This window comes from Desulfovibrio sp. UIB00 (genome assembly GCF_022508225.1).
Lineage (GTDB): Bacteria > Desulfobacterota > Desulfovibrionia > Desulfovibrionales > Desulfovibrionaceae > Desulfovibrio.
The window spans coordinates 380331-404567 of sequence record NZ_JAETXJ010000003.1 but is presented as its reverse complement, the minus strand read 5'-3'; the positions used below and the strand labels follow the sequence as shown (position 1 = coordinate 404567).

19 protein-coding genes are annotated in these 24237 nt (G+C 59.1%); 15 read left to right on the top strand and 4 right to left on the bottom strand.

Annotated elements, in window-relative coordinates; translation table 11 throughout:
• Nucleotides 1-4 precede the first annotated feature (4 nt).
• Complete coding sequence (gene argH / locus JMF94_RS07335; protein ID WP_240824494.1) at nt 5-1405, bottom strand: argininosuccinate lyase; 1401 nt, start codon at nt 1403-1405, stop codon at nt 5-7.
• Nucleotides 1406-1623: 218 nt separating this feature from the next.
• Nucleotides 1624-2829 (bottom strand): argininosuccinate synthase, encoded by a 1206-nt coding sequence (locus tag JMF94_RS07330; RefSeq protein ID WP_192111948.1) that lies wholly within the window; start codon nt 2827-2829, stop codon nt 1624-1626.
• Nucleotides 2830-3108: 279 nt separating this feature from the next.
• Here JMF94_RS07330 and carB point away from each other — a divergent pair, with 279 nt between their 5' ends.
• The 5 genes from carB to JMF94_RS07305 all read left to right on the top strand — a co-directional run bounded on the left by carB (nt 3109) and on the right by JMF94_RS07305 (nt 9365).
• Nucleotides 3109-6351, top strand: coding sequence for a carbamoyl-phosphate synthase large subunit (carB, locus tag JMF94_RS07325; RefSeq protein WP_240824493.1), 3243 nt, complete (start codon nt 3109-3111; stop codon nt 6349-6351).
• A gap of 3 nt (nt 6352-6354) precedes the next feature.
• Nucleotides 6355-7485, top strand: coding sequence for a glutamine-hydrolyzing carbamoyl-phosphate synthase small subunit (gene carA, locus JMF94_RS07320; RefSeq protein ID WP_240824492.1), 1131 nt, complete (start codon nt 6355-6357; stop codon nt 7483-7485).
• 250 nt (nt 7486-7735) lie between these two features.
• Nucleotides 7736-8170: a hypothetical protein gene (locus tag JMF94_RS07315; protein ID WP_022659315.1), complete on the top strand. Its 435-nt coding sequence runs from the start codon at nt 7736-7738 to the stop codon at nt 8168-8170.
• A gap of 39 nt (nt 8171-8209) precedes the next feature.
• Nucleotides 8210-8449, top strand: coding sequence for a glycine zipper domain-containing protein (locus tag JMF94_RS07310; RefSeq protein ID WP_240824491.1), 240 nt, complete (start codon nt 8210-8212; stop codon nt 8447-8449).
• Nucleotides 8450-8606: 157 nt separating this feature from the next.
• Nucleotides 8607-9365: a 4Fe-4S binding protein gene (locus JMF94_RS07305; protein ID WP_240824490.1), complete on the top strand. Its 759-nt coding sequence runs from the start codon at nt 8607-8609 to the stop codon at nt 9363-9365.
• Nucleotides 9366-9564: 199 nt separating this feature from the next.
• Here the strand turns inward: JMF94_RS07305 and JMF94_RS07300 are convergent, their stop codons facing one another.
• Both JMF94_RS07300 and pyk read right to left on the bottom strand, forming a co-directional pair.
• On the bottom strand, nt 9565-10614 hold the full coding sequence (locus JMF94_RS07300; RefSeq protein ID WP_240824489.1) for an HD domain-containing phosphohydrolase: 1050 nt from the start codon (nt 10612-10614) through the stop codon (nt 9565-9567).
• A gap of 3 nt (nt 10615-10617) precedes the next feature.
• Nucleotides 10618-12036 carry a pyruvate kinase gene (gene pyk / locus JMF94_RS07295; RefSeq protein WP_240824488.1) on the bottom strand — a complete coding sequence of 473 codons (1419 nt, stop codon included), beginning with the start codon at nt 12034-12036 and terminating at the stop codon, nt 10618-10620.
• Nucleotides 12037-12417: 381 nt separating this feature from the next.
• On the opposite strand from pyk, the gene JMF94_RS07290 reads away from it, so the two are divergent.
• The 10 genes from JMF94_RS07290 (at nt 12418) to murG (ending at nt 24166) form a co-directional block, all read left to right on the top strand.
• Nucleotides 12418-12864, top strand: coding sequence for a division/cell wall cluster transcriptional repressor MraZ (locus tag JMF94_RS07290; RefSeq protein ID WP_240824487.1), 447 nt, complete (start codon nt 12418-12420; stop codon nt 12862-12864).
• 8 nt (nt 12865-12872) lie between these two features.
• Nucleotides 12873-13856 (top strand): 16S rRNA (cytosine(1402)-N(4))-methyltransferase RsmH, encoded by a 984-nt coding sequence (gene rsmH, locus JMF94_RS07285; protein WP_240824486.1) that lies wholly within the window; start codon nt 12873-12875, stop codon nt 13854-13856.
• The gene (locus tag JMF94_RS07280; protein WP_022659322.1) at nt 13853-14158 is read left to right on the top strand and encodes a hypothetical protein; all 306 of its coding nucleotides are present in this window, start codon (nt 13853-13855) and stop codon (nt 14156-14158) included. Before rsmH ends, JMF94_RS07280 begins: the two co-directional genes overlap by 4 nt.
• Before the next feature lie 91 nt (nt 14159-14249).
• The gene (locus JMF94_RS07275; protein WP_240824485.1) at nt 14250-16391 is read left to right on the top strand and encodes a penicillin-binding transpeptidase domain-containing protein; all 2142 of its coding nucleotides are present in this window, start codon (nt 14250-14252) and stop codon (nt 16389-16391) included.
• A 115-nt stretch (nt 16392-16506) separates the two neighbouring features.
• Nucleotides 16507-17961, top strand: a complete 1455-nt coding sequence (locus JMF94_RS07270; RefSeq protein ID WP_240824484.1) for a UDP-N-acetylmuramoyl-L-alanyl-D-glutamate--2,6-diaminopimelate ligase — start codon at nt 16507-16509, stop codon at nt 17959-17961.
• Nucleotides 17952-19400, top strand: a complete 1449-nt coding sequence (gene murF, locus JMF94_RS07265) for a UDP-N-acetylmuramoyl-tripeptide--D-alanyl-D-alanine ligase (RefSeq protein WP_240824483.1) — start codon at nt 17952-17954, stop codon at nt 19398-19400. The genes JMF94_RS07270 and murF overlap by 10 nt, the downstream gene beginning before the upstream one ends.
• Nucleotides 19401-19552: 152 nt before the next feature.
• Nucleotides 19553-20629, top strand: a complete 1077-nt coding sequence (gene mraY / locus JMF94_RS07260) for a phospho-N-acetylmuramoyl-pentapeptide-transferase (protein ID WP_240824482.1) — start codon at nt 19553-19555, stop codon at nt 20627-20629.
• Between the two features lie 11 nt (nt 20630-20640).
• The gene (murD, locus tag JMF94_RS07255; RefSeq protein ID WP_240824481.1) at nt 20641-21945 is read left to right on the top strand and encodes a UDP-N-acetylmuramoyl-L-alanine--D-glutamate ligase; all 1305 of its coding nucleotides are present in this window, start codon (nt 20641-20643) and stop codon (nt 21943-21945) included.
• Nucleotides 21942-23120 carry a putative lipid II flippase FtsW gene (ftsW, locus tag JMF94_RS07250; protein ID WP_240824480.1) on the top strand — a complete coding sequence of 393 codons (1179 nt, stop codon included), beginning with the start codon at nt 21942-21944 and terminating at the stop codon, nt 23118-23120. The genes murD and ftsW overlap by 4 nt, the downstream gene beginning before the upstream one ends.
• Nucleotides 23102-24166: an undecaprenyldiphospho-muramoylpentapeptide beta-N-acetylglucosaminyltransferase gene (gene murG / locus JMF94_RS07245; RefSeq protein ID WP_240824479.1), complete on the top strand. Its 1065-nt coding sequence runs from the start codon at nt 23102-23104 to the stop codon at nt 24164-24166. The genes ftsW and murG overlap by 19 nt, the downstream gene beginning before the upstream one ends.
• Nucleotides 24167-24237: the final 71 nt, after the last annotated feature.

The following is a 24237-nucleotide window of genomic DNA, read 5'->3' as shown; positions in this document are numbered from 1 at the left end:
GTGCTCAGTTTTCCTCGCCCAGATTCTGCCCAAGCCACTGGTGGATCTGTTCAAGCTGTGTTTCCACAGAGCGGGGGCCGGTACCGCCGGGGGTTTCGCGGCGGCTCACGGCTGCGGCATATTCCAGAATGGCAAAAACCGAGTCCTCAATGCGCGGTTCAAGGCTCAGGAGTTCGCCAAGGCTGAGGTCTTCAAGGCCTTTGCCAGCCTTCTCGGCCATAGCCACGGCCTGGCCTGTGATGTGGTGCGCCTCGCGGAAGGGAATACCCTTGCCCACGAGGTAGTCCGCCAGTTCGGTGGCGTTGAGGAAGCCAGCCTTGCAGGCCTCGCGCATGCGGTCAGTGCGGAAGGTCAGTTCTTCCAGCATGCCCGCCATGAGGCGCAGCGAGGCTTCAACGGTGCGGTCGGCGTCAAGGAAACCTTCCTTGTCTTCCTGCATGTCGCGGTTGTAGGCCAGGGGCAGACCCTTCATGACCGTGAGCAGGCCCGTCAGCGCCCCGTAGACGCGCCCGGTCTTGCCGCGCATGAGTTCGGCAACGTCAGGGTTTTTCTTTTGCGGCATGATGGACGAGCCAGTGGAATAGCCGTCAGAAAGGCGCACAAAACCAAAGGCGGGGTTGGCCCAGAGGATGATCTCTTCGCACAGGCGCGAGAGGTGCATCATGATGGTCGAGCCGTCAAAAAGGGCTTCAAGCACAAAATCGCGGTCAGAAACGGCGTCCATGGAGTTGCCGTAAATTTCTGCAAAACCCACTTCGTCCGCCACGCTCTGCGGGTCGAGAGGGTAGGTTGTTCCAGCCAGAGCAGCCGCGCCAAGGGGGGAAATGCGCACGCGTTCAAGGGTGTCTTCGAGCCGCATGGCGTCGCGGCGGAACATCCAGGCATAGGCCAGCAGGTGGTGGGCAAGGCTTACGGGCTGGGCCGGTTGCAGATGGGTGCAGCCTGGCAGGATGTCCGTCTTGTGCGCAGCGGCCTTGTCGGCCAGCACGGAGCACAGCAGGGCCGCGCGCTGACGCCAGGTTTCGAGGCGGTCGGCCACAAAGAGGCGGAATGTCAGGCCCACCTGATCGTTGCGGCTGCGGCCCGTGTGCAGTTTTTTGCCCACATCTCCCACAAGCTCGGTGAGGCGCGCTTCAATATTCATGTGCACGTCTTCCAGCTCGGGCTTCCACACAAAGTTGCCAGCTTCTATTTCTTCGCGCACACGGTCCAGACCGTTGACCAGAATCCGCGCCTCGTTCTGGCTGATGACGCCCTGACGGCCCAGCATGCGGGCATGCGCCTGTGACGCGCGGATATCCTGGGCGTAGAGCGCCCTGTCGTAGGATTGTGAATCCGTATACTGGGCCACGGCTTCCTTGGGGCCTTCGGCAAAGCGGCCGCCCCAGCTCTGGTTGGTCTTCATGGTCTGTCCGTTTTCTGTAAAAAATGAATCGGGGGAAGCCGCGTTGCTCGTGGCGAACGCCGCTTCCCCCGGAACCTGTCCCGTCAAATCTCTGCAAAATATGCGGCAATGCCGCTAATGGCCGAGCCCGGGATGGCGCAGGCTCCGGGGAAAGCGCCCGATATACAACACCCCCGCATGCAGCTTTGCGAATACGCCGGCATGCGGGGTGTTTCAGTCTACTTGCCGAGCTTGCTCTGCACTGCGGCGTGCAGGCGCAGGCGCAGGCTGTTGAGGCGGATAAAGCCAGCGGCATCCTTGTGATCGTAGTTGCCGCCTTCAAAGGTGGCCAGATCTTCGGAGAAGAGCGAGTTGGGGGAGGTGCGGGCCAGGGGCCACACGCCGCCCTTGTAGAGTTTGGCGCGCACGGTGCCGGTGACGCATTCCTGCGACTTGTCCATAAAGGCCTGCATGGTTTCGCGTTCGGGCGAATACCAGAATCCATTGTACACGCACTGCGAGTAGCGCACGGCCAGCATGTCGCGGATGCCGAGCAGTTCGCGGTCCATGCAGATGCCTTCAAGGTCGCGGTGCAGGGCAAACAGCAGGGTGCCTGCGGGGTTTTCGTACACGCCACGGCACTTCATGCCCACAAAGCGGTTTTCGACCATGTCGTCGCGGCCAATGCCGTTACGTCCGGCCATTTCGCTGAGGGTCTTGATGATGGCGGCGGGGGAGAGGCGCTGACCGTTGACGGCCACAGGGTTGCCCTGCTCGAAATCCACACTGATGATCTCGGGGGTGTCGGGCGCTTCTTCCACGGGCACGCAGCGCTGATGGCACGAGGCATCGGGCGCGCTGCCGGGATTTTCCAGCTCGCTGCCTTCAAAGCTCGTGTGCATCATGTTGGCGTCCATGCTGTAGCGCTTGGCTTCGCTGGAGATATGGATGCCGTGCTTTGCGGCAAAGGCCGTGAGGGCCGTGCGCGACATGAGATCCCATTCGCGCCAGGGGGCGATGACCTTGAGGTCGGGCGCAAGAGCGCTGACGGCAAATTCAAAACGCACCTGATCGTTGCCCTTGCCTGTAGCGCCGTGGGCCACGGCGTCCGCGCCTTCCTTGCGGGCGATGTCCACAAGGGCCTTGGCGATGAGCGGGCGGGCGATGGAGGTGCCCAGCAGATAGCGGTTTTCGTAGCGGGCAGCGCCGCGCATCATGGGGAATACAAAGTCCTTGGCCATTTCTTCGCGCAGATCAAGCACGTAGGCCTTGGAAGCGCCGGTCTTGAGCGCTTTTTCTTCCACGCCCGTGAGGTCTTCGGGCTGGCCCAGATCGGCGGTAACTGCAATGACCTCACACTTGTAGGTCTCAATGAGCCATTTAAGGATAACGGAAGTATCAAGCCCGCCCGAATAGGCGAGGACGACTTTTTTTACATTCTGCATGTGGTGCTCCCCTTGTGGATTCAAGGGAAAAATTATTGCGCAAAAAAAACTGCGAGGCAAGGGCTTTGTGCCCACGGCATGCCGGCCGGGCAGGGTAAAACCCTCTGATTCAGGCTTGGCGGGCGCGCGGCGGCATGCCTGCAAGGGTGTGTATTCATTTGGCCGAAGGAAAAACTTGACTTTTATACCAGCTGTGGAATAAAAACAATCGTTTTATGCAAATCGGCGCGCCTGTGCCGCGTCATTACCTCTGATCTCCAAAATCCGCAGGAAAGTTCAATGCCCAAGCGTTCGGATTTACACAAAATTCTTGTCATCGGCGCGGGCCCCATCATCATCGGCCAGGGCTGCGAGTTTGACTACTCCGGTTCCCAGGCCGTGAAGGCCCTCAAGGAAGAAGGGTACGAGGTGGTGCTGGTCAATTCCAATCCGGCTACCATCATGACCGATCCGCATATGGCTGACGCCACCTATGTGGAACCCATCGAGCAGGAGACCCTTGCCGCAATCATCCGAAAAGAACGCCCCGATGCGCTCTTGCCTACGCTTGGCGGTCAGACGGCTTTGAACGCCGCTCTTGGGCTTGCCAAGAGCGGCGTTTTGGCGGAATGCGGCGTTGAGCTCATCGGCGCGCGCGCCGACGTGATTGAAAAGGCAGAAAGCCGCGAGCTTTTCCGCGAAGCCATGGAAAAGATCGGCCTTAAAATGCCCGCCAGCGGCATTGCCCGCACCATTGAAGAAGCGCGTCAGCTCGGCAACGTGCTGCCCTTCCCGCTGATCATTCGCCCGGCCTTTACGCTTGGCGGCACCGGCGGCGGTGTGGCCTACAACATGGAAGACCTGGAAGCCATTGCCGCCAGCGGTCTTTCGGCCAGCCCCACCTCTGAAGTCATGATCGAGCAGAGCGTGCTTGGCTGGAAAGAAATCGAAATGGAAGTGATGCGTGACGCCAAGGACAACTGCGTCATCATCTGCGCCATTGAAAACTTTGATCCCATGGGTGTGCACACGGGCGACTCCATCACCGTGGCCCCGGTGCAGACCCTCTCCGACGCCGAATACCAGAACCTGCGCGATGCCTCCATTGCCATCATGCGCGAAATCGGCGTGGAAACGGGCGGCAGTAACGTGCAGTTCGGTCTCAATCCGGCCAACGGCGAGATTGTGGTTATCGAAATGAACCCCCGCGTGTCGCGTTCGTCCGCGCTGGCCTCCAAGGCCACGGGCTTCCCCATCGCCAAAATCGCCGCCAAGCTGGCCGTGGGCTACACCCTTGACGAGCTGCGCAACGATATCACCCGCGAGACCGTGGCGAGCTTTGAGCCCGCCATCGACTACTGCGTTGTGAAAATCCCGCGCTTCACCTTTGAAAAATTCCCCGGCGCCAAGGACGAGCTCACCACCGCCATGAAGAGCGTGGGCGAGGCCATGAGCATTGGCCGCACCTTCAAGGAAGCCTTGCAGAAGGGCCTGCGCTCCATGGAAATCGGCGCAACGGGCCTGGGCTACAGCTTCCGCTCCGAGCTGCCCGACCGCGAAACCATTCTGGAATCCCTGCACCGCCCCAACTCCAAGCGTATTTTTTCGCTGCGGCAGGCCATTGTGGCTGGCATCAGCGAAGAAGAAATCTTTGCGGTTTCCGCCATTGATCCCTGGTTTATCCGCCAGGTGCGCGACATCGTGGAGATGGAAAAGCGCATCAGCAACTTTGGCCTTGCCAACGACATGACCACGGCCAACGCCGCTCTTGCCGACATGCTGCGCGAAGCCAAGGAATACGGCTTCTCCGACCGCCAGCTGGCGGAAATGTGGAAGATGCCCGAGGCCGACATACGCCGCATGCGCAAGGAAATGCACGTGGAACCCACCTACTATCTGGTGGATACCTGCGCGGCGGAATTTGAGGCCTACACCCCCTATTTCTACTCCACCTACGAACGGGGCGAAGAAATCAAGGTGGAAGACCGCCGCAAGGTGCTCATTCTTGGTGGCGGCCCCAACCGTATCGGTCAGGGCATCGAGTTTGACTACTGCTGCTGCCACGCCTCCTTCGCCCTGCGCGATGCGGGCGTGATGGCCATCATGGCGAACTCCAACCCCGAAACCGTTTCCACAGACTACGACACCTCGGACAGGCTCTATTTTGAGCCGCTGACCTTCGAGGACGTGATGAATATTGTGGAAAAGGAAAAGCCCGAGGGCGTCATTGTGCAGTTCGGCGGCCAGACCCCGCTGAACCTTGCCGTGCCGCTCATGCGCGCTGGCGTGCCCATTCTTGGCACCAGCCCGGACGCCATTGACCGCGCCGAAGACCGCGAACGCTTCCAGGCGCTCATTGAAAAGCTTGAGCTGCTCCAGCCGCCGAACGGTACGGCCATGAGCCTTGAAGACGCGCTTGAAGTTGCCGAGCGCATCACCTACCCAGTGGTTGTGCGGCCAAGCTACGTGCTCGGCGGCCGCGCCATGGCCGTGGTGTACGATGCCGCCGAACTGAAAGATTACTTCCATGTTCAGGTGCCGCAAAAGCCGGAACACCCCATTCTTATCGACAAGTTCCTTGAACATGCGGTGGAAGTGGACGTGGACGCCCTTTCGGACGGCAAGGAAGTGTACGTGGCGGGCATCATGGAACACATTGAGGAAGCCGGCATCCACTCCGGCGACTCGGCCTGCGTGCTGCCCTCGTATTCGCTTTCTTACGACCACGTGGCCCGCATTGCGGTTCAGGCCGAGGCCCTTGCCCGCGAACTCAAGGTCGTGGGCCTGATGAACATCCAGTTTGCCATCAAGGGCGATGATATCTACATACTGGAAGTAAACCCGCGTGCTTCGCGCACCGCCCCCTTTGTGTCCAAGGCCACGGGCGTTCCCCTGCCGTACCTGGCAACCCAGGTCATGCTGGGCAAAACGCTTGAGGAACTGGATCCCTGGAGCATGCGCAAGGGCGGATTCACCTGCGTCAAGGAAGCTGTGCTGCCTTTCCAGCGCTTCCCCGGCGTGGACGTGATTCTCGGACCCGAAATGCACTCTACCGGCGAAGTCATGGGCATGGGTTCCAACTTCGGCGAGGCCTTCCTCAAGAGCCAGCTGGGCGCCGGTCAGGTACTGCCGCAGGGGGGCAAGCTTTTCCTGTCGGTCAACGACCGCGACAAACCCTATCTGCCCGAAGTGGCGGATATGTTTGCCAAGCTTGGCTTCCACCTGCTGGCAACGCGCGGCACTGCTGCCGTGCTGCGTGAGCACGGGCTTGAAGTGGAAGAGGTGCTCAAGGTTTACGAAGGGCGGCCCAACATTGTGGATCTGCTCATCAATCATGAGGTGGCTCTGGTCATCAATACGGCTTCGGGCAAGCATACGGCCAGGGATTCCAAGGCCATTCGCCACGCGGCCCTGACATACAAGGTTCCTTACTGCACCACCATCGCCGCAGCGCGCGCCACGGCCACGGCCATCGGTTCGCGGCGGGCAGAGACCCATGTGGAAAGTTTGCAGGAATACTACGCGCGGGAAGCGCGGGGGTAAGTTATGAAAGCATTGCTGGTGCTGGAAGACGGATTCACGTTGGAAGGCAAATCCTTTACCGGAGACTTTGAAACCGGCGGTGAAGTGATTTTCACCACGGGCATGACTGGCTATCAGGAAGTGCTCACCGACCCCTCCTACTATGGGCAGATGGTCTGCATGACCTATCCGCTGGTGGGCAACTACGGCATTTCCGAGGCTGATATGGAATCGGCCCGCGTGCATTGCAGCGCCTTTCTGGTAAAGGAATGCTGCAAGCAGCCCTCCAACTGGCAGTCTGTCATGGCATTGCCCGCCTTTTTGCAGAAGTTCGATACGCCTGGCATGGAAGGGCTGGATACCCGCGCCCTGACGCGCCACCTGCGCATCAACGGGGCCATGCGCGGCATGATTTCCACCAGGGAGCTGAACCCCGCTGCCCTCAAGGAAAAAGTGCTTGCCCAGCCCACCATGAAGGGGCGTAACCTTGTGCCCTTTGTGGCAGCGCAGGAACCCTACGCATGGTTTGAAAACCAGCCGCAAAAGGTCGCTCTCGGCGCAGACGGCGCCTACGCCTGGCGCGGAACGGGCCTGCCCCTGCTTGTGTATGATTATGGCATCAAGTGGAACATTCTGCGCCGCCTGTGCGAGGCTGGTTTTGAGCCTCTGGCGGTGCCGCCGAACTTCAGCGCTGCGCAGGCCAAGGCCAGCGGGGCCAAGGGCGTGTTCCTTTCCAACGGCCCCGGCGACCCGGCCACCCTGACTGCCGAAATCGCTCTGGTGCGCGAACTTGTGGGTTCGTTCCCGGTCACGGGCATCTGCCTAGGGCATCAGCTTATCGGTCACGCCCTTGGCGGCACCACCGACAAGCTCAAGTTCGGCCACCACGGCTGCAATCACCCGGTCAAGGATTTGACCACAGGGCGCATCGAAATTTCGTCGCAGAACCACGGTTTCCATGTGGTGCTGGACGGCGTGAACGATGTGGAAGCCACGCATATCAACCTGAACGACAATACGCTTGAAGGGCTGCGTCACAAGACCTTGCCTGTCATGAGCGTGCAGTACCACCCCGAAGCGGCGGCTGGCCCCCGCGATGGACAGTACCTCTTTGGCCGCTTCCGTCAGCTTATAGGCGAGGCCGCAGGAGCGTAGGGCAGATTGCCCTGCCACCAAGGCATATAAGATACAAAGGCGCACCGTGCGCCACAGTGAATGAAAGCCCGGCTGCCTGTGTAAGACAGCCGGGCTTTTCGTACTTGATATCTCGGTGGTGTTTTGGGTAAACTGCAAGACAAGCTAAGGGCCATGCCCCGAAAATTCTTGCCGCTGGTGTATACCCTCCACGCGGCTGGCTGCCGCGCAAGCGGTATTGCAGAGGGTTCTTCAACTCAAGGAGCATATCGTGAAAAAGTCGGTTTTGTGTCTGGCCTTGAGCCTTGCACTTGTTCTGGCATTCGCTCCGGTTCGCGCTGCCGAAAATACGCCCGAGGCCGAAAATTCCAAGGCGAACCCTGTGGATCAGTTTACGGGTGCCGCGTGGCAAAAAACGCCTGAAGCTGAAAAGCTCGCCTTTCTTTTCGGTGTGGAAACAGCGATCACCGTTGAGTATTTTGTAAACGGAAAAATCGCGGAAAAAGCGACCAAGGAAGGCAAGCGCCCGGTGTACACGCTTTCACCCTTTGAAAAGGGCTGGATGAAGGCCTTCAAGGGTGTGAACCGCGCGGAAGTCGCCAAGATGGTGGACGCGTGGTACACGGCAAATCCGCAGCAGCTTGACCGCCCTGTCATGAGCGTGATCTGGCGCGAAATCATTGAACCCCGCCTGAACGCCAAGTAACAGCAAAATCCGCTACGCGGTTTTTTCAGGAGAGAAAATATGAAAAATTTGTTGATAATCACGTTGCTGGCCGCCTTGTTTGTCAGCGGCATTGGGTGCACCAATATGAGCAAGACCCAGCAGGGTGTTGCCAGTGGCGCGGCCCTTGGCGCGCTTGGCGGTGCTGGCGTTGCAGCCATTGCCGGTGGATCCGCTGCCTGGGGCGCTCTGGCTGGCGCGGGCGTGGGCGCTCTGGCTGGCGGCATAGTCGGGCACGAGCAGAGCAAGAAAGCCTGGTAAGGTCTGTTTGCGTAACGGCATTTGCGGCCTAGGCCGTATGAGGATGCACTCTTCAGGCGGGCTGTATCAACGGCCCGCTTTTTCATGAACAAAGGATATTGTCATGACCCCAAGGCTTCATACTGTCTTTTTCAGCCCAACTGGCAGCAGCCGCAGCATGGCGCAAGAGACTGCCCGTGTTCTGGAGCAGGAACTGACGCAGCATATGCCGCTGGCGCGCGGCGTTGACTGTGACTGGACGTTTCCTGAAGGGCGGGCGGCAGCCCACACGCTTGGGGCGGAGGATGTGCTGGTTTTTGCCTTTCCGGTCTATGCCGGGCGTATTCCCCCATTGCTGATGGAGCCGCTGGCAAAGTTGGCAGGGCATGGCGCGCGAGCGGTTCCGCTTGCTGTGTATGGCAACAGGCACTATGACGACGCCCTGCTTGAAGCGGTTGATCTGTTTGTAGCCAAAGGGTTTTCCGTTCCTGCGGCAGGGGCCTTTGTGGCAGAGCACAGCATGACGGCAAAGGTAGGGACTGGCAGGCCCGATGCAGAAGATATGGCCGCTATAGCGGAATTTGCCCGCAATGCAGCCAGCGTCATCTCCAGCGGAAAAAGCGCAACTGTGGCTGTGCCCGGCAACCGCCCTTACAAGGCGCTGCCCCCAGCGGCGGATATTCGGCCTCAGACCCTTGATTTATGTACGCAGTGCGGCTTGTGCGCCAGGGTGTGCCCTGTGCGCGTGATTGATGCCGACAATGCCGCGCAGGTGGCGCAGGGCTGTTTGCGCTGTTGCGCCTGCGTAAAAATCTGCCCGGAACAGGCAAAGTATTTTGACAATCCGCAGGTGGACAAAATCGTTGCCATGCTTGAAAGCAAGTACCGTGAACGGCGTGAGCCAGAAGTGTTTTTTGCCGCAGCGGGCAAAATGTAAGCAGGCCCGTCCAAGCTGGCAGGTGATTGTACACCGCGCAAGCAGGCCAAGAGGCTTACATAAAAAGCCGGTTCAGAACGCATGGTTCAGAACCGGTTTTTTATGTATCTGCTGGCAGCAGGACAAACTCCCTTGGGGTGGTTGATCTGCGACCAAATGAATTTTTCTTTTTCTTTTGCTGGCCAGCGCCTGGAGTTATCTATTCCGGCTGCGGCGTATCCACCACGGCGTCCATGTCGACCATTTGCCCTATGGTGCCAGCGGCAAAACCACCGAACAGCGCGTTGGCCATTTCCTGATCATAGCGCGGGTCGTTGGCAAGTTCCTTGGCAGACTGCACAATATCCTTGCCCTTTCTAAAAGGCCGATCGCAAATCATGGCGGCAAAAGAGTCGGCTACCGCTGCAAGGCGTCCAACCTTGGTGGTCTGGTTGCCCTTGGTGTGCTGGGGATAGCCCGAACCGTCAAGCCGCTCGTGGTGCTCAAAGCAGGCGCGCAGCAGTTCGTCAAAAGACACTTCCATCTTTTGCATCAACCGAACGCCCACAATGGGATGGGGAATGATTTTTTCCCTTTCTTCCTGCTTCAGAGGGCCAGCCTTGCTGAGCAGGAAAGGGGGAACCTTGCACATGCCCACATCGTGCAGCAGCATGGCAACTGCAATGCGATCCATATCTTTGCGGCGGAATTCACCCGTGCCCTGCAACCATATCCACAGGCCCACAATCATGCTGTTGATGGAATGCCGTGCAAGATTGTTTTTGCGAAACAGACGGCGCATGAATGTGTTGATGTGGTGTTTGTCGCTCCACAAGTACTCAGTAACAACCATAACATCGCGGTACAGCGGTTCAAAGAGCGTTTTGACAGGCTGTTCAAAAAAGTCGCTGCAACGCATAAGCAGGGCGCGGATGCAGATATCTGCGATTTCCGCTTCCTTGAGGTTGTTGTCCTGCAACACAAGGTCAAGCTGCTTGACGATGTGGCGTGAATAAATGTGGTGGTCGGAGCGGGAAACAAAAAGGTCGCCCTCCGCGCACAACTGCGCAACTTCGTCCACCTGATCGCTGGTCAGGCGGCTCCCCTTGACGCAGTAAGGAGCCAGCACCGCGATGTCTTCGCGAAACCTGAACAGATCTACCGGAGGCCGGAACTTGGGAAAGCTCGACAGGATTTCGCCGCTGATCTGATAATATTCCTCGTTGATGTTCATGGGAACATCAAGAACTTTCCTTTGCTCTGCGGCCATGAGCTACTTCCAGTAAATTTTGACAAGGTTTGTGCCACGGGGCGTGGCGGAAGACCCCTTGACCTGACCAGCGGTAATAACCGCGCAGTCGTCAGGTTCAAAATCCGGGCTGTTGTGAATAAAGCTCTCGGCCCGGATAAGGTGGCTTGGTTCTTCCTGCGGATTTTCCACAAAAACCGGCCTCACGCCCCAGACGAAGTTGAGCGCCTTGATGGAAACCGGGTCAGGCGTGAGCGCATAGATGCTTTGCGGGGGGCGGCGGGCAGAGACCTGCCGGGCCGAACTGCCCGAAAGACTGTGCGACACAATGGCCTTGGCCGAAGCCTTGTCTGCCAGCAGGCAGGCGGAGTAGGCCAGAAATTCCGGTATGCCCTTGTCGCTGTCCGGCTCTTCAAGCTTGCGGTTGAGCAGCAGCAGGCGTTCGGCTTCGTCCGTGATACGGCGCATGTAGCGCACCGTTTCAACGGGGAAGTTGCCCATGGCGGTTTCTTCCGAAAGCATCACGCAGTCCGCGCCGTCAAGCACGGCATTGGCCACGTCTGTGGTCTCCGCGCGAGTGGGGGCAGGGCTGTTGACCATGGAGAGCAGCATCTGCGTGGCAACAATCACCGGCTTGGAGGCCTTGTTGCATGCGCTGATGATGCGTTTTTGCAGCGCGGGCAGAAGGGGCAGGGGGCATTCCACTCCAAGGTCGCCGCGAGCCACCATGACGACGTCAGTCTCGTGCAGAATTTCTGCAAGGTTGTCCACGGCGCTCTGCCGTTCAAGCTTGACGACCACTGGCAGGTTTTTGCCGGCAGCGGCGATAAGCTCCTTGGCTTCACGCACGTCGTCCGCAGTCTGCACATAGGAGATTGCCACTGCGTCCACGCCAAGTTTGAGGCCGTCCGCAAGGTCTTTTTTGTCCTTTTCCGTCAGGGCGCGAACCTTGGTGGCCTTGCCGGGCAGGGCCAGCCCCTTGCGCGAGGTGACGATGCCGGAGTTGTCCGCCTTGAGCATCACGAGGCCGTCCGCGCGGCACTCAGTAACCACAAACTGAAGTCCGCCGTCAGCCAGCACCATGCGGTCGCCGGGCTCGAGGCTTTCAAGGATCACATCGTGGTCAAAGGGCAGATAGGGGAAATCGTCCACATGGCGGTCGCTGGGGCCGAGCAGCAGCTCCATGCCCTTGGTGACGGTTATGCTGGTTTCGGGCAGCACTCCAAGACGGATTTTGGGGCCGGAAAGATCCTGCATGATGGTGATGGGCCGCCCGATGGCCGCTTCCACCTCTCGGATGCTCTGGATGATGGCAACAAAGTCCGCCGCGCCGCCGTGCGAAAAATTAAGGCGAAATACACTGACACCGGCCTCTGCCAGTTCGTGCAGTTTTTCTTTGCTGTTGGAGGCGGGACCGATAGTAGCGACAATTTTCGTTCTCATATCTGTTCCTTTTGGCTGAAACCGGTGGCGCAAGGGCGCAAAAGTACAAAATTTACAGTTCCGGCTTGATCCAAATAGTCTTGGTTTTCCCGCATATTGTCAAGGCATTCGGCGCAAACGCGTTGAAACTGCGCCCATGTTGTCCGCCTGGTGGCTTTTTGCTTCTGCGGAAATGATGGGCGTTATTTTTTGCCCTGCATCCCTGAAGGGTTGGCAGTGGTAACTTGCCACTTATTACCACCGCAAAAATGGGCGGAAACTGGCTGGCTGATCGCCAGATAATTCGCAGATAAAGCCAATTTTGCGACATTGCTTGACACGGTGTGGGGCTTGGGGCATAAGTGGGAAAAAGTGGTAACAAGTAGTAAGAAGTGGGAAAAAGTGAAAAAACTGTTCACAAAAAGCCTTTCCCGCAGCCTAGACCCCAAGGGGCGACTCATGCTGCCGCCGGAATACCGCGAAGGACTCTACGCGGACGGCGGCTCTGGGACGTTTTGGCTTACCGCTTTTTACGGACGCCTGGTGGCATATCTGCCCGCCGACTGGGACATGGTTACAGAACAGCTTGGCAGTATTCCCATGCCCTCACCCAGGCTTTCGCACTTCAAAACAAAGGTTATGGGCCTTGCCCAGGAACTTGAACCCGATGCCCAAGGGCGGGTGCGTATTCCGCAGGTGCTGATGCGCGAGGCTGGTTTGCACAAGGATGCAATGCTTGTGGGCATGCTGAACAAATTTGAAATCTGGGATCAGGAACGCTTCAATGCCCTCCAGCTTGAGGATGTGTCCGACGAGCTTTCCGGGCTTGGCATAACTCTCAGTCTATAGGCCGCACCATGACGGAAATTTTGGATAACATCGCAGAACCCGTGCGGCACGTGCCGGTGCTTCCGGCGGAAACGCTGGAGGCTCTTTCGCCCCGCGCCGGGGGCCGTTATCTGGACGGCACCCTGGGGATGGGCGGCCATGCCTCGGCAGTGCTCGGCACCGCCAGCGACATCGAACTGTGCGGCCTCGACCGGGACGAAGACGCCATGGCTCTTGCGCGTCAGCGGTTGGCCCCCTTTGGCGACCGCGCTCACATTTTTCATTGCAATTACAGCAATTTTCCCGATGCGCTGGCAGAACTGGGCTGGAACAAGGTGGACGGCGCGCTGCTGGATATCGGCGTGTCTTCGCTCCAGCTTGATGAGGCCGAACGCGGTTTCAGCTTTCACGGCGATGGCCCGCTTGATATGCGTATGGATCAGAATTCCGGCCAGCCATCGGCCTGGCACTGGGTCAACCGCGAGAGCTTTGCAAGGCTCAAGGAATGTATCGCCATGCTGGGCGAAGAACCACAGGCCGGGCGCATTGCCCGCGTAATTGTGGAATCGCGTCAGAAGGCCAGCATAGACACCACCGCAGAACTGGCGGCCCTGGTGGAAAAGGCCTATCCCGCCGCTTGGCGGGCCAAGGCCAGGCGGCATCCGGCCACGCGCACCTTTCAGGCCTTGCGCATGGCCGTCAACGATGAGCTGGGCGAACTACGGCGTTTTCTTGATAACATCCTGGCATATCTGCCCATTGGCGGCAGGCTTGCCATCATAACGTTTCATTCGCTTGAAGACCGCATGGTCAAGCAGGCCATGCGACATTGGGCAGAAGGCTGCCGCTGCCCGCGCCATGTGCCGGTATGCGTGTGCCATCATCAGCCAGAAGTGCGCATTCTGTTTAAAAAGCCCGTGACCGCCACGCCCGAAGAGCTGGCCGTCAACCCGCGCTCCAGCAGCGCCAAGTTGCGCGCTGTGGAAAAAATAGCCGAGGCCACCGGATCATGAAGCGCAATACAACCATGAACCAGCAACACGGGGGCAGGGGATGGCTTCTGGCGCTGGTTTTGGGGCTTCTGAGCTGTATGGTCATGGGCCTTGTGCTGGTGTGGAGCAACATTGAGCGTATGGACACAACCTATTTCATCAATATTCAGCAAAATACCGTTCGCGAACGGCGCGCCCTGAGGGCCAAGCTTGAAGTTGAGCGCGAACGGCTGCTTTCTCCCTATGAACTGCGGCGCAAGGCAGATGAGTTCGGTATGCGCGAACCCAAGCCCGGCCAAATTCGACGTATGGAACTACAGTAAAAACTCCGGAACGCTCCAATGCCTGACCAGTCAATGCTCAGGCCCGGAAAAAGCCCGGCGTCATCACGGCGACGCCCAGTTTGGAAACGCCATGTTCAAACTCAGCTCTCGCAAACGCAATGTGTCCAGCGCTGGCCCTGCCCGTGCCACCAAGCCGCAGACCACCCGCAACCTTGTCTCTTCGGGCAAGGGCACGAGTTCTCCGGCCTGGATGGGTAATGTGGACTGGGGCCGCGCCCGCATCAAGATAGTTGTATGCATCTTCTGCTTGCTGTGGGTCGGGCTGTGGGGGCGCGCATGGTACCTTCAGATGATGGAGGGGCCGCGCCTTGCAGAGCGCGCCCGTCGGCAGCATACGGCAACGGAGCTGGTCACCGGGCGTCGAGGCATGATCTTTGACCGCAACGGTCAGGTGCTGGCCCGCAGTGTGGAAGCAAAGTCCATTTACGCCCGCCCGCAGGACATCACCGATTTTCAGGCCATGGCCAACACCCTCGGCCCCATTCTGGGCATGGAGCCGCAGAAGCTTTATGACGAACTGGCGCAGACCAAACGCCGCTTTGTCTGGCTGAAGCGCAAGGTGGACGACTATACCGCCGAGGCCGTGCGCAAGGCCAACATTACCGGCATAGGCCTGAGTAAGGAATATGACCGGGTTTATCCCTTCAAGCACATGGCCGGGCAGCTTCTTGGCTTTGTGGGCCTTGACGACAAGGGCCTTGAGGGTATCGAGCGCTCGCTCGATTCACGCCTTGGCTGCATTCCCACGCGCCAGATTGTGCAGCGGGATGCCATGGGCCGCCGTTTTTATCTGCACGAGGAAGGGCAGAGCGAGCCGGTGGGGCAGGATCTGACCCTCACCATCGATATGCAGATCCAGTTTTTTGTTGAAGAAGCAGTGGCGCGTACCGTGCGGGAATATGATGCCCGCTGGGGCGGGGCGCTGGTGGTGGATGTGGCCTCGGGCGAAATCATGGCCTGGGCGCAGTATCCTTTCTTCAATCCCAACAACTACAAGGATTTTTCGCCGCTCGTTTACCGCAACAGGCTGGCTGCCGATGCTCTGGAACCGGGTTCCACATTCAAGCCTTTTGTGATGGCCGCCGCCATTCAGGAACGCAAGGTCACGCCCAATACCCTTATCGACTGCGAAGGCGGCAAGTGGGTGACCAAGAACTTCACCATCCGCGACACCTCGCGGCAGGGAATATTGCCCGCTGCAAAGGTGCTGCGCTATTCGTCCAACATCGGCATGGCAAAAATCGGCCTGTCCATGGGCGCTCCTACCTTCTACAAGTATATGCATGCGTTGGGTTTTGGACAGCGCACCGGCGTACCTGTATCTGAAAGCCGGGGCATCCTGCGCGCACCGCGCGACTGGAGCGAAGTGGACATCATGTCCACATCGTTTGGACAGAGTATTTCGGTGACGGGCCTCCAGATGGCGCAGGGCTACCTGACCCTGCTCAACAACGGCGTGTACAAGCCCCTGCGCCTCACGCGCGAAGACGGCGCAGTGGATGAGGTGCGTCCCCGCATTTATTCTGAAACCGCCGTGCGCGAAGTCATGCACATGATGCGTGATGTTGTTGAAGAACCGGACGGTACAGGCAAACGCGCCCGTGTGGACGGCATTGACGTGGGCGGCAAGACCGGTACGGCCCAGAAGGCCGACCACAGGTCGGGCACCTACGGCAGCAAGCGTCTTGCTTCGTTCGTGGGCTTTTTCCCGGCAGACAAGCCCAAGTATTTTGTAATGGTCATGGTCGATGAACCTTCGCGCAACCAGTACGGCGGCGTGGTGGCAGCGCCCGTGTTCAAGGAAGTTGCCTCCCGCATGGTGTCGTATACGGGCATGTTTAACGAAACCAAGGTAGCGGAAGCGGATACAAAGGCAGCAACTGGCGAAGGCCCGGTCAACAAGACCCGTCAGCGTGGTCTCAAGCTTGCCGCGCTGGAGGTACCCTATGCCACCGACACCAGAAAGCTGGCCCCGCCGCAGCAGGCCGAAGGCATGCGTTTGCCGGGGCATCTGGCCAAGGCCAGCAGCCGGGTGCCGGACGTGATGGGAAAATCTGTGCGCAATGCGGTTGAACTTTTTGCCCGCGCGGGCGTTGTGCCTGAACTCAAAGGATCGGGCAGCAGGGTGGTCAAGCAGACCCCTGCCCCTGGTGTTGCCTGGCCTGAAGAAGGCAAGGACATCGAATATATTCTCTGGCTTTCCGAACGGTAAGAACGGCAGGTTGCTTCCGGCTGGCGCACGCATCGCGCGCGGGGTTGCGGGTTGAATTGCGCGCGCCGCCGGGACTAAATTGGGGTATTTGCCCCGGTTATGCAGTGAGGTTGATATGGAACGGGAATTTGCAGCCCTTCTTGAACAGTGCAGACGCGGCGGTATTGAAGTGCGCGTCGATTCTCGTCAGGTCAATTCCGGCGATATCTTTGTTGCCGTGCCTGGCGTTAACGAAGACGGGGCGCGTTTTATTCCCGCCGCAGTGGCCGCAGGGGCTTCCATTGTTGTTTGCCGCCCCGGCGGAGCGGAGGAAGCCGCAGCACTTGCTGGCGGTTGCCACGTTGTGCACCATTCCGACCCGCGCGAGGCGCTGTGGCGTCTGGCGGAGGCCCGCTGGCGCACCAGTGAACTGCCGCTCAAGATCGTGGGCGTCACTGGCACCAACGGCAAGACCACCTGCTCCTATCTGCTCGAACAGCTCTTTGCGCAGGCCGGGCACAAGCTTGGCGTCATGGGCACGGTCAGCTACCGCTGGCCCGGTCATGCGGAAGCCGCGCCCCTCACCACGCCCGATGCCCTGAGCGTGCACGCCATGCTGGCCGCCATGGCCAAGGCGGGCGTGGATGTGGCGGTGATGGAAGTGTCCTCCCACGCCATTGACCAGCAGCGCGTCTGCGGCGTGCCTTTTTCCGGCGCAGCCTTTACCAATCTGACGCAGGATCATCTGGATTATCACAAGAGCATGGAAAGCTACTTCCAGGTCAAGGCTCGTCTGTTCCTGGAACTGCCCCGGCCTGACAAAGCCATGGCTGTCAACGCAGATGACCCCTGGGGCCGTCGCCTGCTGGAGCTGTGTCCCACGGCGCTTTCCTTTGGTTTGCAAAAAGGCGCGCTGAACAAGCGTCACCTCTGGGGTGAACTGCTTTCTGCCGGAACAGACGGCTGCCACATGCGTATGCATCTTGAGGGCAGCAAGTGGGAACTTCGCTCGCCTCTGGTGGGCGCGTTCAACGCTTCCAACCTGCTGGCCGTACAGGCCGTTGCCCTTGAAATGGGTATTGAGCCTGAGGCCTTCAAATCTCTTGAAAGTTTTACGGGCGTGAGCGGACGGCTTGAACGTGTGGAAAATCCCCAAGGATTAAATGTATTTGTAGATTATGCCCACACGCCGGACGCGCTGGAAAACGTTTTGCAGGCCTTGCGGGGGGCTGGATTCAAACGCGTTGTTACTGTATTTGGCTGCGGCGGCAATCGCGACCGCACCAAACGTCCCCTCATGGGCGAGGCTGTCGCCCGCTGGTCTGACGTGGCAGTGCTGACCTCCGACAATCCGCGTTTTGAAGAGCCGGAAGCTATTTTGCAGGATGTTCTGCCCGGTTTGAAATCCGCCCGCGAAGTCGTGGTTGAGGTTGACCGCCGCGCGGCTACCATCAAGGCGCTGAAAATGCTCGGCAAGGACGATGCATTGCTTATTGCAGGCAAGGGCCATGAGGATTATCAGATCATCCAGGGTGTCAAACACCACTATAGCGACCAGGAAGTAGTTAGGGAGTTTCTTCATTGCGACTGACCTACAATGAAATAGCGGCCCATCTGGGCCTGAGCGCCCTTGAGAGCGACATTGCGCTGACCGCCACAGTGACGGACAGCCGCGAGGCCGCGACCGGGGCTCTCTTTGTCTGCATCCCCGGCAGCAGGGTGGACGGGCATGACTTTGTGCCTGCCGCCGTGGAGCTTGGGGCTTCTGCCGTGTTGGCCTCACGGGCTCTGCCCGGTGCGGGTGTGCCAGTGCTGGTGGTGGAAGATACGGTCAAGGCCCTTGGCAGCATCGCCGCCATGTGGCGCGACAAAACAACCGCCAGAGTTGTGGGCGTTACCGGCACAGCGGGCAAGACAACGCTCAAGGAAGTGCTGGCTCAGGTTCTTTCCGTGCGCGGCAAAACCGCCAAGAATGCCCTGAACAACAACAACCAGATCGGCATGCCCCGCGCCATGCTCGCCACTGACGGCGATGAAGATTTTTGGGTTATGGAGGCTGGCATCAGCCATGAGGGCGACATGGAAGAACTGTCGTCCGTTATGCGCCCCGACATTGGCCTTATACTTAACGTCGGCGCAGGCCATACCGAAGGCCTCGGCAGCAAGGGCGTGGCCTGGCACAAATCGCGCCTGCTCACCAACCTTGCCCCCAAGGGCATAGGCCTTGTGTGCGCCGATTATCCCGAACTTGTACGCGAGGCCAGAGCCACCGGCGCGGAACTGCATTTTTTCAGCGCCACAGGCAGGGCCGTGGAATACCGCGCCTCATACGCAGGGCCAGCGCCTGCACAGGCCGACAGCCGCGATGATGCCGCAACTGGCATTGATGCGCCGGACGACAGGCGCGGCCTGTACCACCTCTGGCTTGACGGCGCGCGGTGCGACGTTACCGCCCCTTTCAGGGGTGAGTACGGCGCGGAAAATGTTATAGCCGTTGCCGCCGCCGCCCATCTGCTGGGCCTGAGCACTGCGGAAATTGCGCAAGGTCTGGCCCAGAGCGAACTGCCCGTGCAGCGGTTCAATCAGACGCGCGTGGGAAAGTGGCTGCTTATTGACGATACCTATAATGCCAACCCGCTTTCCATGCGTCGTATGCTTGATGCAGCGGCAGAGCGCGCTGCTGGCAGGTTTTTTGTGCCTGTGCTTGGCGAAATGCTCGAGCTAGGGGCGCAGGCTGCGGCAGAGCACGAAGCCCTCGGCAAACACCTGGCTGAACTTAAACCTGCGGCAGTATTCTGGAAAGGCGGCCACGGCGAAAATATCCGCGCCGGGCTGACCTGTGGGGGCTATACAGGGCCATGGTTCGAGGTGTATGACGCTGCGGCTTTTGCTGCTGCATGGGCCCAATTGACGGCCAGTGCGTTTGCCGAAAACAAGACCGGCGGCGTAGCCCTGTTCAAGGGATCACGCGGCAACAGGCTGGAATGTCTGCTCCAGACTCTCACAGAGCCGGAGGCCGTGCGGGGCTGAGGGCCATGATCAAAAACGCCGCCTGCTGGAGCGTTGCTATTTGAAACAGGCATTGGCGGATTACTCCGCTCAAGCCCGGTTTCAGGGTTTAACTGCTTTAAAGAACGGGCATAAAACGGTCTGCACACGACCAAAAGAACGGATTACGCTGCATGTTCTATAATCTCTTTGTCCCCCTTGCGTCCGAATGGACGGTATTCAACGTTTTTCGGTACATCAGCTTCCGCTCGTTGGCCGCGCTCATTACTGCTCTTGTGCTTTCGATTCTCATTGGTCCCCGTTTTATCGGCTGGCTCCGCAGCCTCAAATGCGGCCAGTATATTCACGAAGACGTTGCCGCCCACGCCTGCAAGGCCGGCACCCCCACCATGGGCGGCCTGCTCATGCTGTTTACGCTCACTGTCAGCCTGCTGTTGTGGTCTGATTTGACAAATCCCTATATCTGGCAGGCTTTTCTTGTTTTTGCGGGTTTCGGAGCCGTTGGCTTCTGGGACGACATTACCAAGTTGCGTCACCACAAGAACAAAGGGATTTCCGGCAGGTCCAAGATGGCGGGGCAACTGGTCATTGCCTGCGCGGCAATGGTGCTGCTCTACATTAACCCCGATTACAGCAGCAAACTGACCATACCTTTTCTGAAAGAAGTTACCTTTGATCTGGGCTGGTTTTATTTGCCCTTTGGCGTGTTTGTCATGGTGGCCTCTTCCAACGCCGTTAATCTGACGGACGGTCTGGACGGCCTTGCAATCGGGCCTTCCATTGTGGCTTGCCTTGTTTTTTCCATCTTCATCTATATAACGGGCAACGCCCGCTTTGCCGGATACCTGCTGCTGCCCTACATGCCCGGCGTGGGCGAGGTCACAGTGTTCTGCGCGGCGCTTGTGGGCGCGGGCCTTGGTTTTTTGTGGTTCAACGCCTATCCGGCCCAAGTATTCATGGGCGATGTGGGTTCGCTTTCGCTCGGCGGCGTGCTGGGCTATCTGGCCCTGCTGTGCAAGCAGGAACTTGTTCTTTCAGTGGTGGGCGGCCTTTTTGTGGCCGAAACGCTTTCGGTCATTCTACAGGTCGGCTACTTCCGCTGGACAGGCGGCAAACGTATTTTCCGCATGGCACCCTTGCATCATCATTTTGAGCTCAAGGGCGTGCCTGAATCCAAGATCATCATCCGGTTCTGGATAACTTCCATCCTGTTGGGCCTTGTGGCGCTTTCTGTTCTGAAGCTGCGCTGAGGAGAGGGGATATGGCACTGGAGAAAAATCGCGGCAGACGTATTGAATCCGGCGAACTGGCAGTTGTTGTGGGGGCGGGCCGTTCAGGCCTTGCTGCCGCCAGACTGTTGCGGCGCGCCGGGGCGAGGGTTCGGCTACTGGACAGCAACCTCAAGGCGCTGGCCGGAAGGGAGGTGCTCGCCGCTGAACTTGCTGCCCTTGGTATTGACGTGCAGCTTGGCGAGCATTCTGCCGCGCAGTTTGCAGGCGCAGCCTTTGTGGTGCCCAGCCCCGGCATGCCTGTAGCCAGGCTTGCAGGGCTGGTGGACACGCAGGTTTCTGAAATTCTGGCCGAAATGGAACTGGCCTGGCGCTACCTTGATGATGAGCCAGTGCTGGCCATTACCGGCACCAGCGGCAAAACCACCACGGCCTCTCTGGCTGCCGCCATGCTGCATGAGCAGGGCTATTCCGTGTTTTTGGGCGGCAACATCGGGACGCCGCTTTCGGAATATGTTCTCGGCGGCAAAAAAGCCGATGTGCTTGTGCTTGAGATCTCCAGCTTCCAGTTGCAGGCCTGCACTACTTTTTGTCCGCGCGCGGGCATCCTGCTCAACATCACGCCCAACCATCTTGATTACCATAAGGACATGGCGGAATACACCGAGGCGAAGTTCCGCCTCTTCCGCTGTCAGGACGAAGGCGATCTGGCCGTGCTGGGCGAAGACCTGCAAGGGCTGGCTGACGCTCACCGCCTCAAGGCCCGCAAGGTTTTTGTAAAAGCCACAGACCGCTTTCCCACAAGCTGCCTCATGGGGGCGCACAACCGCATCAATGAAGAAGCCGCATGGCAGGCCTGCCGCCTTTTCGGCGTGACGGAAGCCAGCGCCACCAAGGCCGTTGAGCGCTTTCAGCCTTTGCCGCACCGCCTTGAACGTGTGCGCGAGCGTGGCGGCGTGCTGTACGTCAATGATTCCAAATGCACCACGGTTTCCGCCCTTCAGGTGGCGCTGGAGGCTTTTAACCGCCCAGTGCGGCTGCTCTGCGGCGGCAAGTTCAAGGGCGGCGATCTGGCCGGGCTTGCCGACCTGTTGCGCGCGAAGGTGCAGGAAGTTGTGCTTTTTGGCGCCAGCCGCGAGCATTTTGAAAAGGCCTGGCAGGGGATTGTACCCATAAGCTGGCACGAAACAATGGAACCGGCAGTGCGTTTTGCCTCGGCAAATGCCAAAAGCGGCGACGTGGTGCTGCTTGCGCCCGCCACCTCCAGCTATGACCTGTACAAAAATTATGAACAGCGCGGTGAAGACTTCAAACAGATCGTGGGTAAGCTGTCATGAAGAACATCTTCAGCGGTAAGGAAAAAGCGCCCAAGGTAAACAGCGCCATGGCGAGAGCCACGGAGGAGGGGCCGTTCGCGCCCTTTGACTGGTGGCTTTTCACCATCATGCTGATTATCCTTTCCATTGGTCTTGTGATGGTGCTTTCGGCCAGCGGCATCGTGGCGGAGCAGGTCAACGGCGACAAATACTTTTTCTTCAAGCGTCAGGTCATTTTTGCCCTCGGCGGCGGCGTTGCGCTGTGGAGCGCCGCACTCCTGCCAAGGCACTGGCTGTACCGCATGCAGTATCCTGCGCTCTTTCTTGCGCTGCTCCTGCTGCTGGTGACGCTCTCGCCCCTTACCCCTGCCATCAACGGTGCAAAACGCTGGATCCCGCTGGGTTTTATCTCCATTCAGCCCATGGAATTCGTCAAAATTGCGCTGGCGCTGTACCTTGCGTACTTTATGAGTTCCAAACAGGAACTTATCAAGACGTTCAGCCGGGGTGTCATTCCTCCCTTTGCCGTTACGGGGCTGTTTTGCTTTTTGCTGCTTTTGCAGCCTGACTTCGGCAGCGCCGTCGTTCTGGCAAGTATTCTGTTTTTCATGTGCGTGGCGGGCGGCACCCGCTTTGTCTATCTGTTCTTTTCGGTGGCGCTCGCATGCGGCGGCGCTATGGCGCTGGCCATTTCTTCTCCGTATCGTCTGCGCCGTCTGCTGGCCTTTCTTGATCCTTTTCAGGATGCGCACAACACAGGCTACCAGCTTGTGCAGTCGCTGCTTGCCATTGGTTCGGGCAGCTTCTTTGGCGTAGGCGTTGGCGCAAGCAAGCAGAAGATGTTTTATCTGCCTGAAGCGCACAACGACTTTATCATGGCCGTGCTTGCCGAAGAAATGGGCTTTGTGGGCGTAAGCGCAGTGATGATTCTGTTTGCTCTGCTTTTTTGGCGCTGCTACAAAATCATCATGGGCCAGCGCAATCTGCGTGACCGCTTTACCGCATTCGGCATTACCACCATTCTTGCAATGGGTTCGGTCATGAATCTGGCCGTGGTCATGGGGGTTGCGCCGCCCAAGGGCGTGCCTATGCCCCTCATGAGTTACGGCGGCAGTAACCTTTTGGCCACCATGCTGTGCGTGGGCCTGCTTATGAATTTTTCAAGGACGGCGGACACATGGACAACATCATCCTGACGACCGGCGGCACGGGCGGGCATATCTTTCCGGCATTGGCTGTGGCAGAGGAATTGCGGCGTCGCAATCCCAATGCCAACTTGCTGTTTGTTGGCTCGCTCTACGGGCCGGAAGAACGGCTGATGCGTCAGGCGGGCATTCCCTTTGAGGGACTGCCTGTGCGCGGTCTTTTGGGGCGCGGCTTCAAGGCTGTGGGCGCAGGCGCGCAGATGGCCCTTGCCGTGGGCAAGGCCGTGGGCATTCTACGCCGTTTCAAGCCAGATGTTGTGGCTGGATTCGGCGGGTATGCCGCATTTGCGCCCATGCTGGCCGCACGTATTCTTGGCGTGCCCGGCGTGCTGCACGAGCAGAACGCCATCGCCGGTGCCAGCAATCGTTTTCTGGCGCGGCTTGCGCGGCGCGTGTGTATTTCTCTGCCCAACACAAGCGGCTTTGATATGAAAAAATGCGTGTTTACGGGCAACCCTGTGAGGGCGGCCGTAAGCGCGGTGGGGCAGGTGGATCGCCATCGGCAGACGCGCCGTCTGCTGGTCGTGGGCGGTTCGCAGGGCGCACATGCGCTCAATGCCTTTATGCTTGAAAATCTGGCGGAATTTCGCGGTGCCGGGGTGGAGATTCGCCACCAGACCGGCATAACCGATGAGGGGAGTGCGCGCGCGGCCTATGTGGCGGCGGGGTATGCGCCCGAATGCGTTTCCGCCTTTATTGACGACATGGCCGGGGCCTATGCCTGGGCCGACGTGGCACTGTGCCGCGCCGGAGCCAGCACGGTGGCGGAGCTTTGCGCCGCAGGCCTGCCCTCGGTTCTTGTGCCTTTTCCCTATGCCATTCACGATCATCAGACCCGCAACGCCGAAGTGCTGACCCGTAGCGGCGCTGCCGTACTGGTGCCGGAAGGGCGCATGGCCGTACAGGGGATGTCTGACATCCTGCTGCGGCTCCTGACCATGCCCGGCGAACGCGAACCCATGGCCGCAGCCGCGCTTGCCGCAGCCCGGCCTGACGCGGCAGAGCGCGTGGTCGCCGTTCTGGAACAAACAGCGTAAACAGGGCTTCAGCTTTCAATATCCAAGGGTGGATTCAACCCTTTAAATTATCTAGACTTTCTTTAAAGGTA

Coding starts and splice junctions, on each gene's coding strand:
- argH (WP_240824494.1), bottom strand. CDS start 1,405: ATGAAGACCAACCAGAGCTGGGGCGGCCGCTTTGCCGAAGGCCCCAAG.
- JMF94_RS07330 (WP_192111948.1), bottom strand. CDS start 2,829: ATGCAGAATGTAAAAAAAGTCGTCCTCGCCTATTCGGGCGGGCTTGAT.
- carB (WP_240824493.1), top strand. CDS start 3,109: ATGCCCAAGCGTTCGGATTTACACAAAATTCTTGTCATCGGCGCGGGC.
- carA (WP_240824492.1), top strand. CDS start 6,355: ATGAAAGCATTGCTGGTGCTGGAAGACGGATTCACGTTGGAAGGCAAA.
- JMF94_RS07310 (WP_240824491.1), top strand. CDS start 8,210: ATGAAAAATTTGTTGATAATCACGTTGCTGGCCGCCTTGTTTGTCAGC.
- JMF94_RS07305 (WP_240824490.1), top strand. CDS start 8,607: ATGGCGCAAGAGACTGCCCGTGTTCTGGAGCAGGAACTGACGCAGCAT.
- JMF94_RS07300 (WP_240824489.1), bottom strand. CDS start 10,614: ATGGCCGCAGAGCAAAGGAAAGTTCTTGATGTTCCCATGAACATCAAC.
- pyk (WP_240824488.1), bottom strand. CDS start 12,036: ATGAGAACGAAAATTGTCGCTACTATCGGTCCCGCCTCCAACAGCAAA.
- rsmH (WP_240824486.1), top strand. CDS start 12,873: ATGACGGAAATTTTGGATAACATCGCAGAACCCGTGCGGCACGTGCCG.
- JMF94_RS07280 (WP_022659322.1), top strand. CDS start 13,853: ATGAAGCGCAATACAACCATGAACCAGCAACACGGGGGCAGGGGATGG.
- JMF94_RS07275 (WP_240824485.1), top strand. CDS start 14,250: ATGTTCAAACTCAGCTCTCGCAAACGCAATGTGTCCAGCGCTGGCCCT.
- JMF94_RS07270 (WP_240824484.1), top strand. CDS start 16,507: ATGGAACGGGAATTTGCAGCCCTTCTTGAACAGTGCAGACGCGGCGGT.
- mraY (WP_240824482.1), top strand. CDS start 19,553: ATGTTCTATAATCTCTTTGTCCCCCTTGCGTCCGAATGGACGGTATTC.
- murD (WP_240824481.1), top strand. CDS start 20,641: ATGGCACTGGAGAAAAATCGCGGCAGACGTATTGAATCCGGCGAACTG.
- ftsW (WP_240824480.1), top strand. CDS start 21,942: ATGAAGAACATCTTCAGCGGTAAGGAAAAAGCGCCCAAGGTAAACAGC.
- murG (WP_240824479.1), top strand. CDS start 23,102: ATGGACAACATCATCCTGACGACCGGCGGCACGGGCGGGCATATCTTT.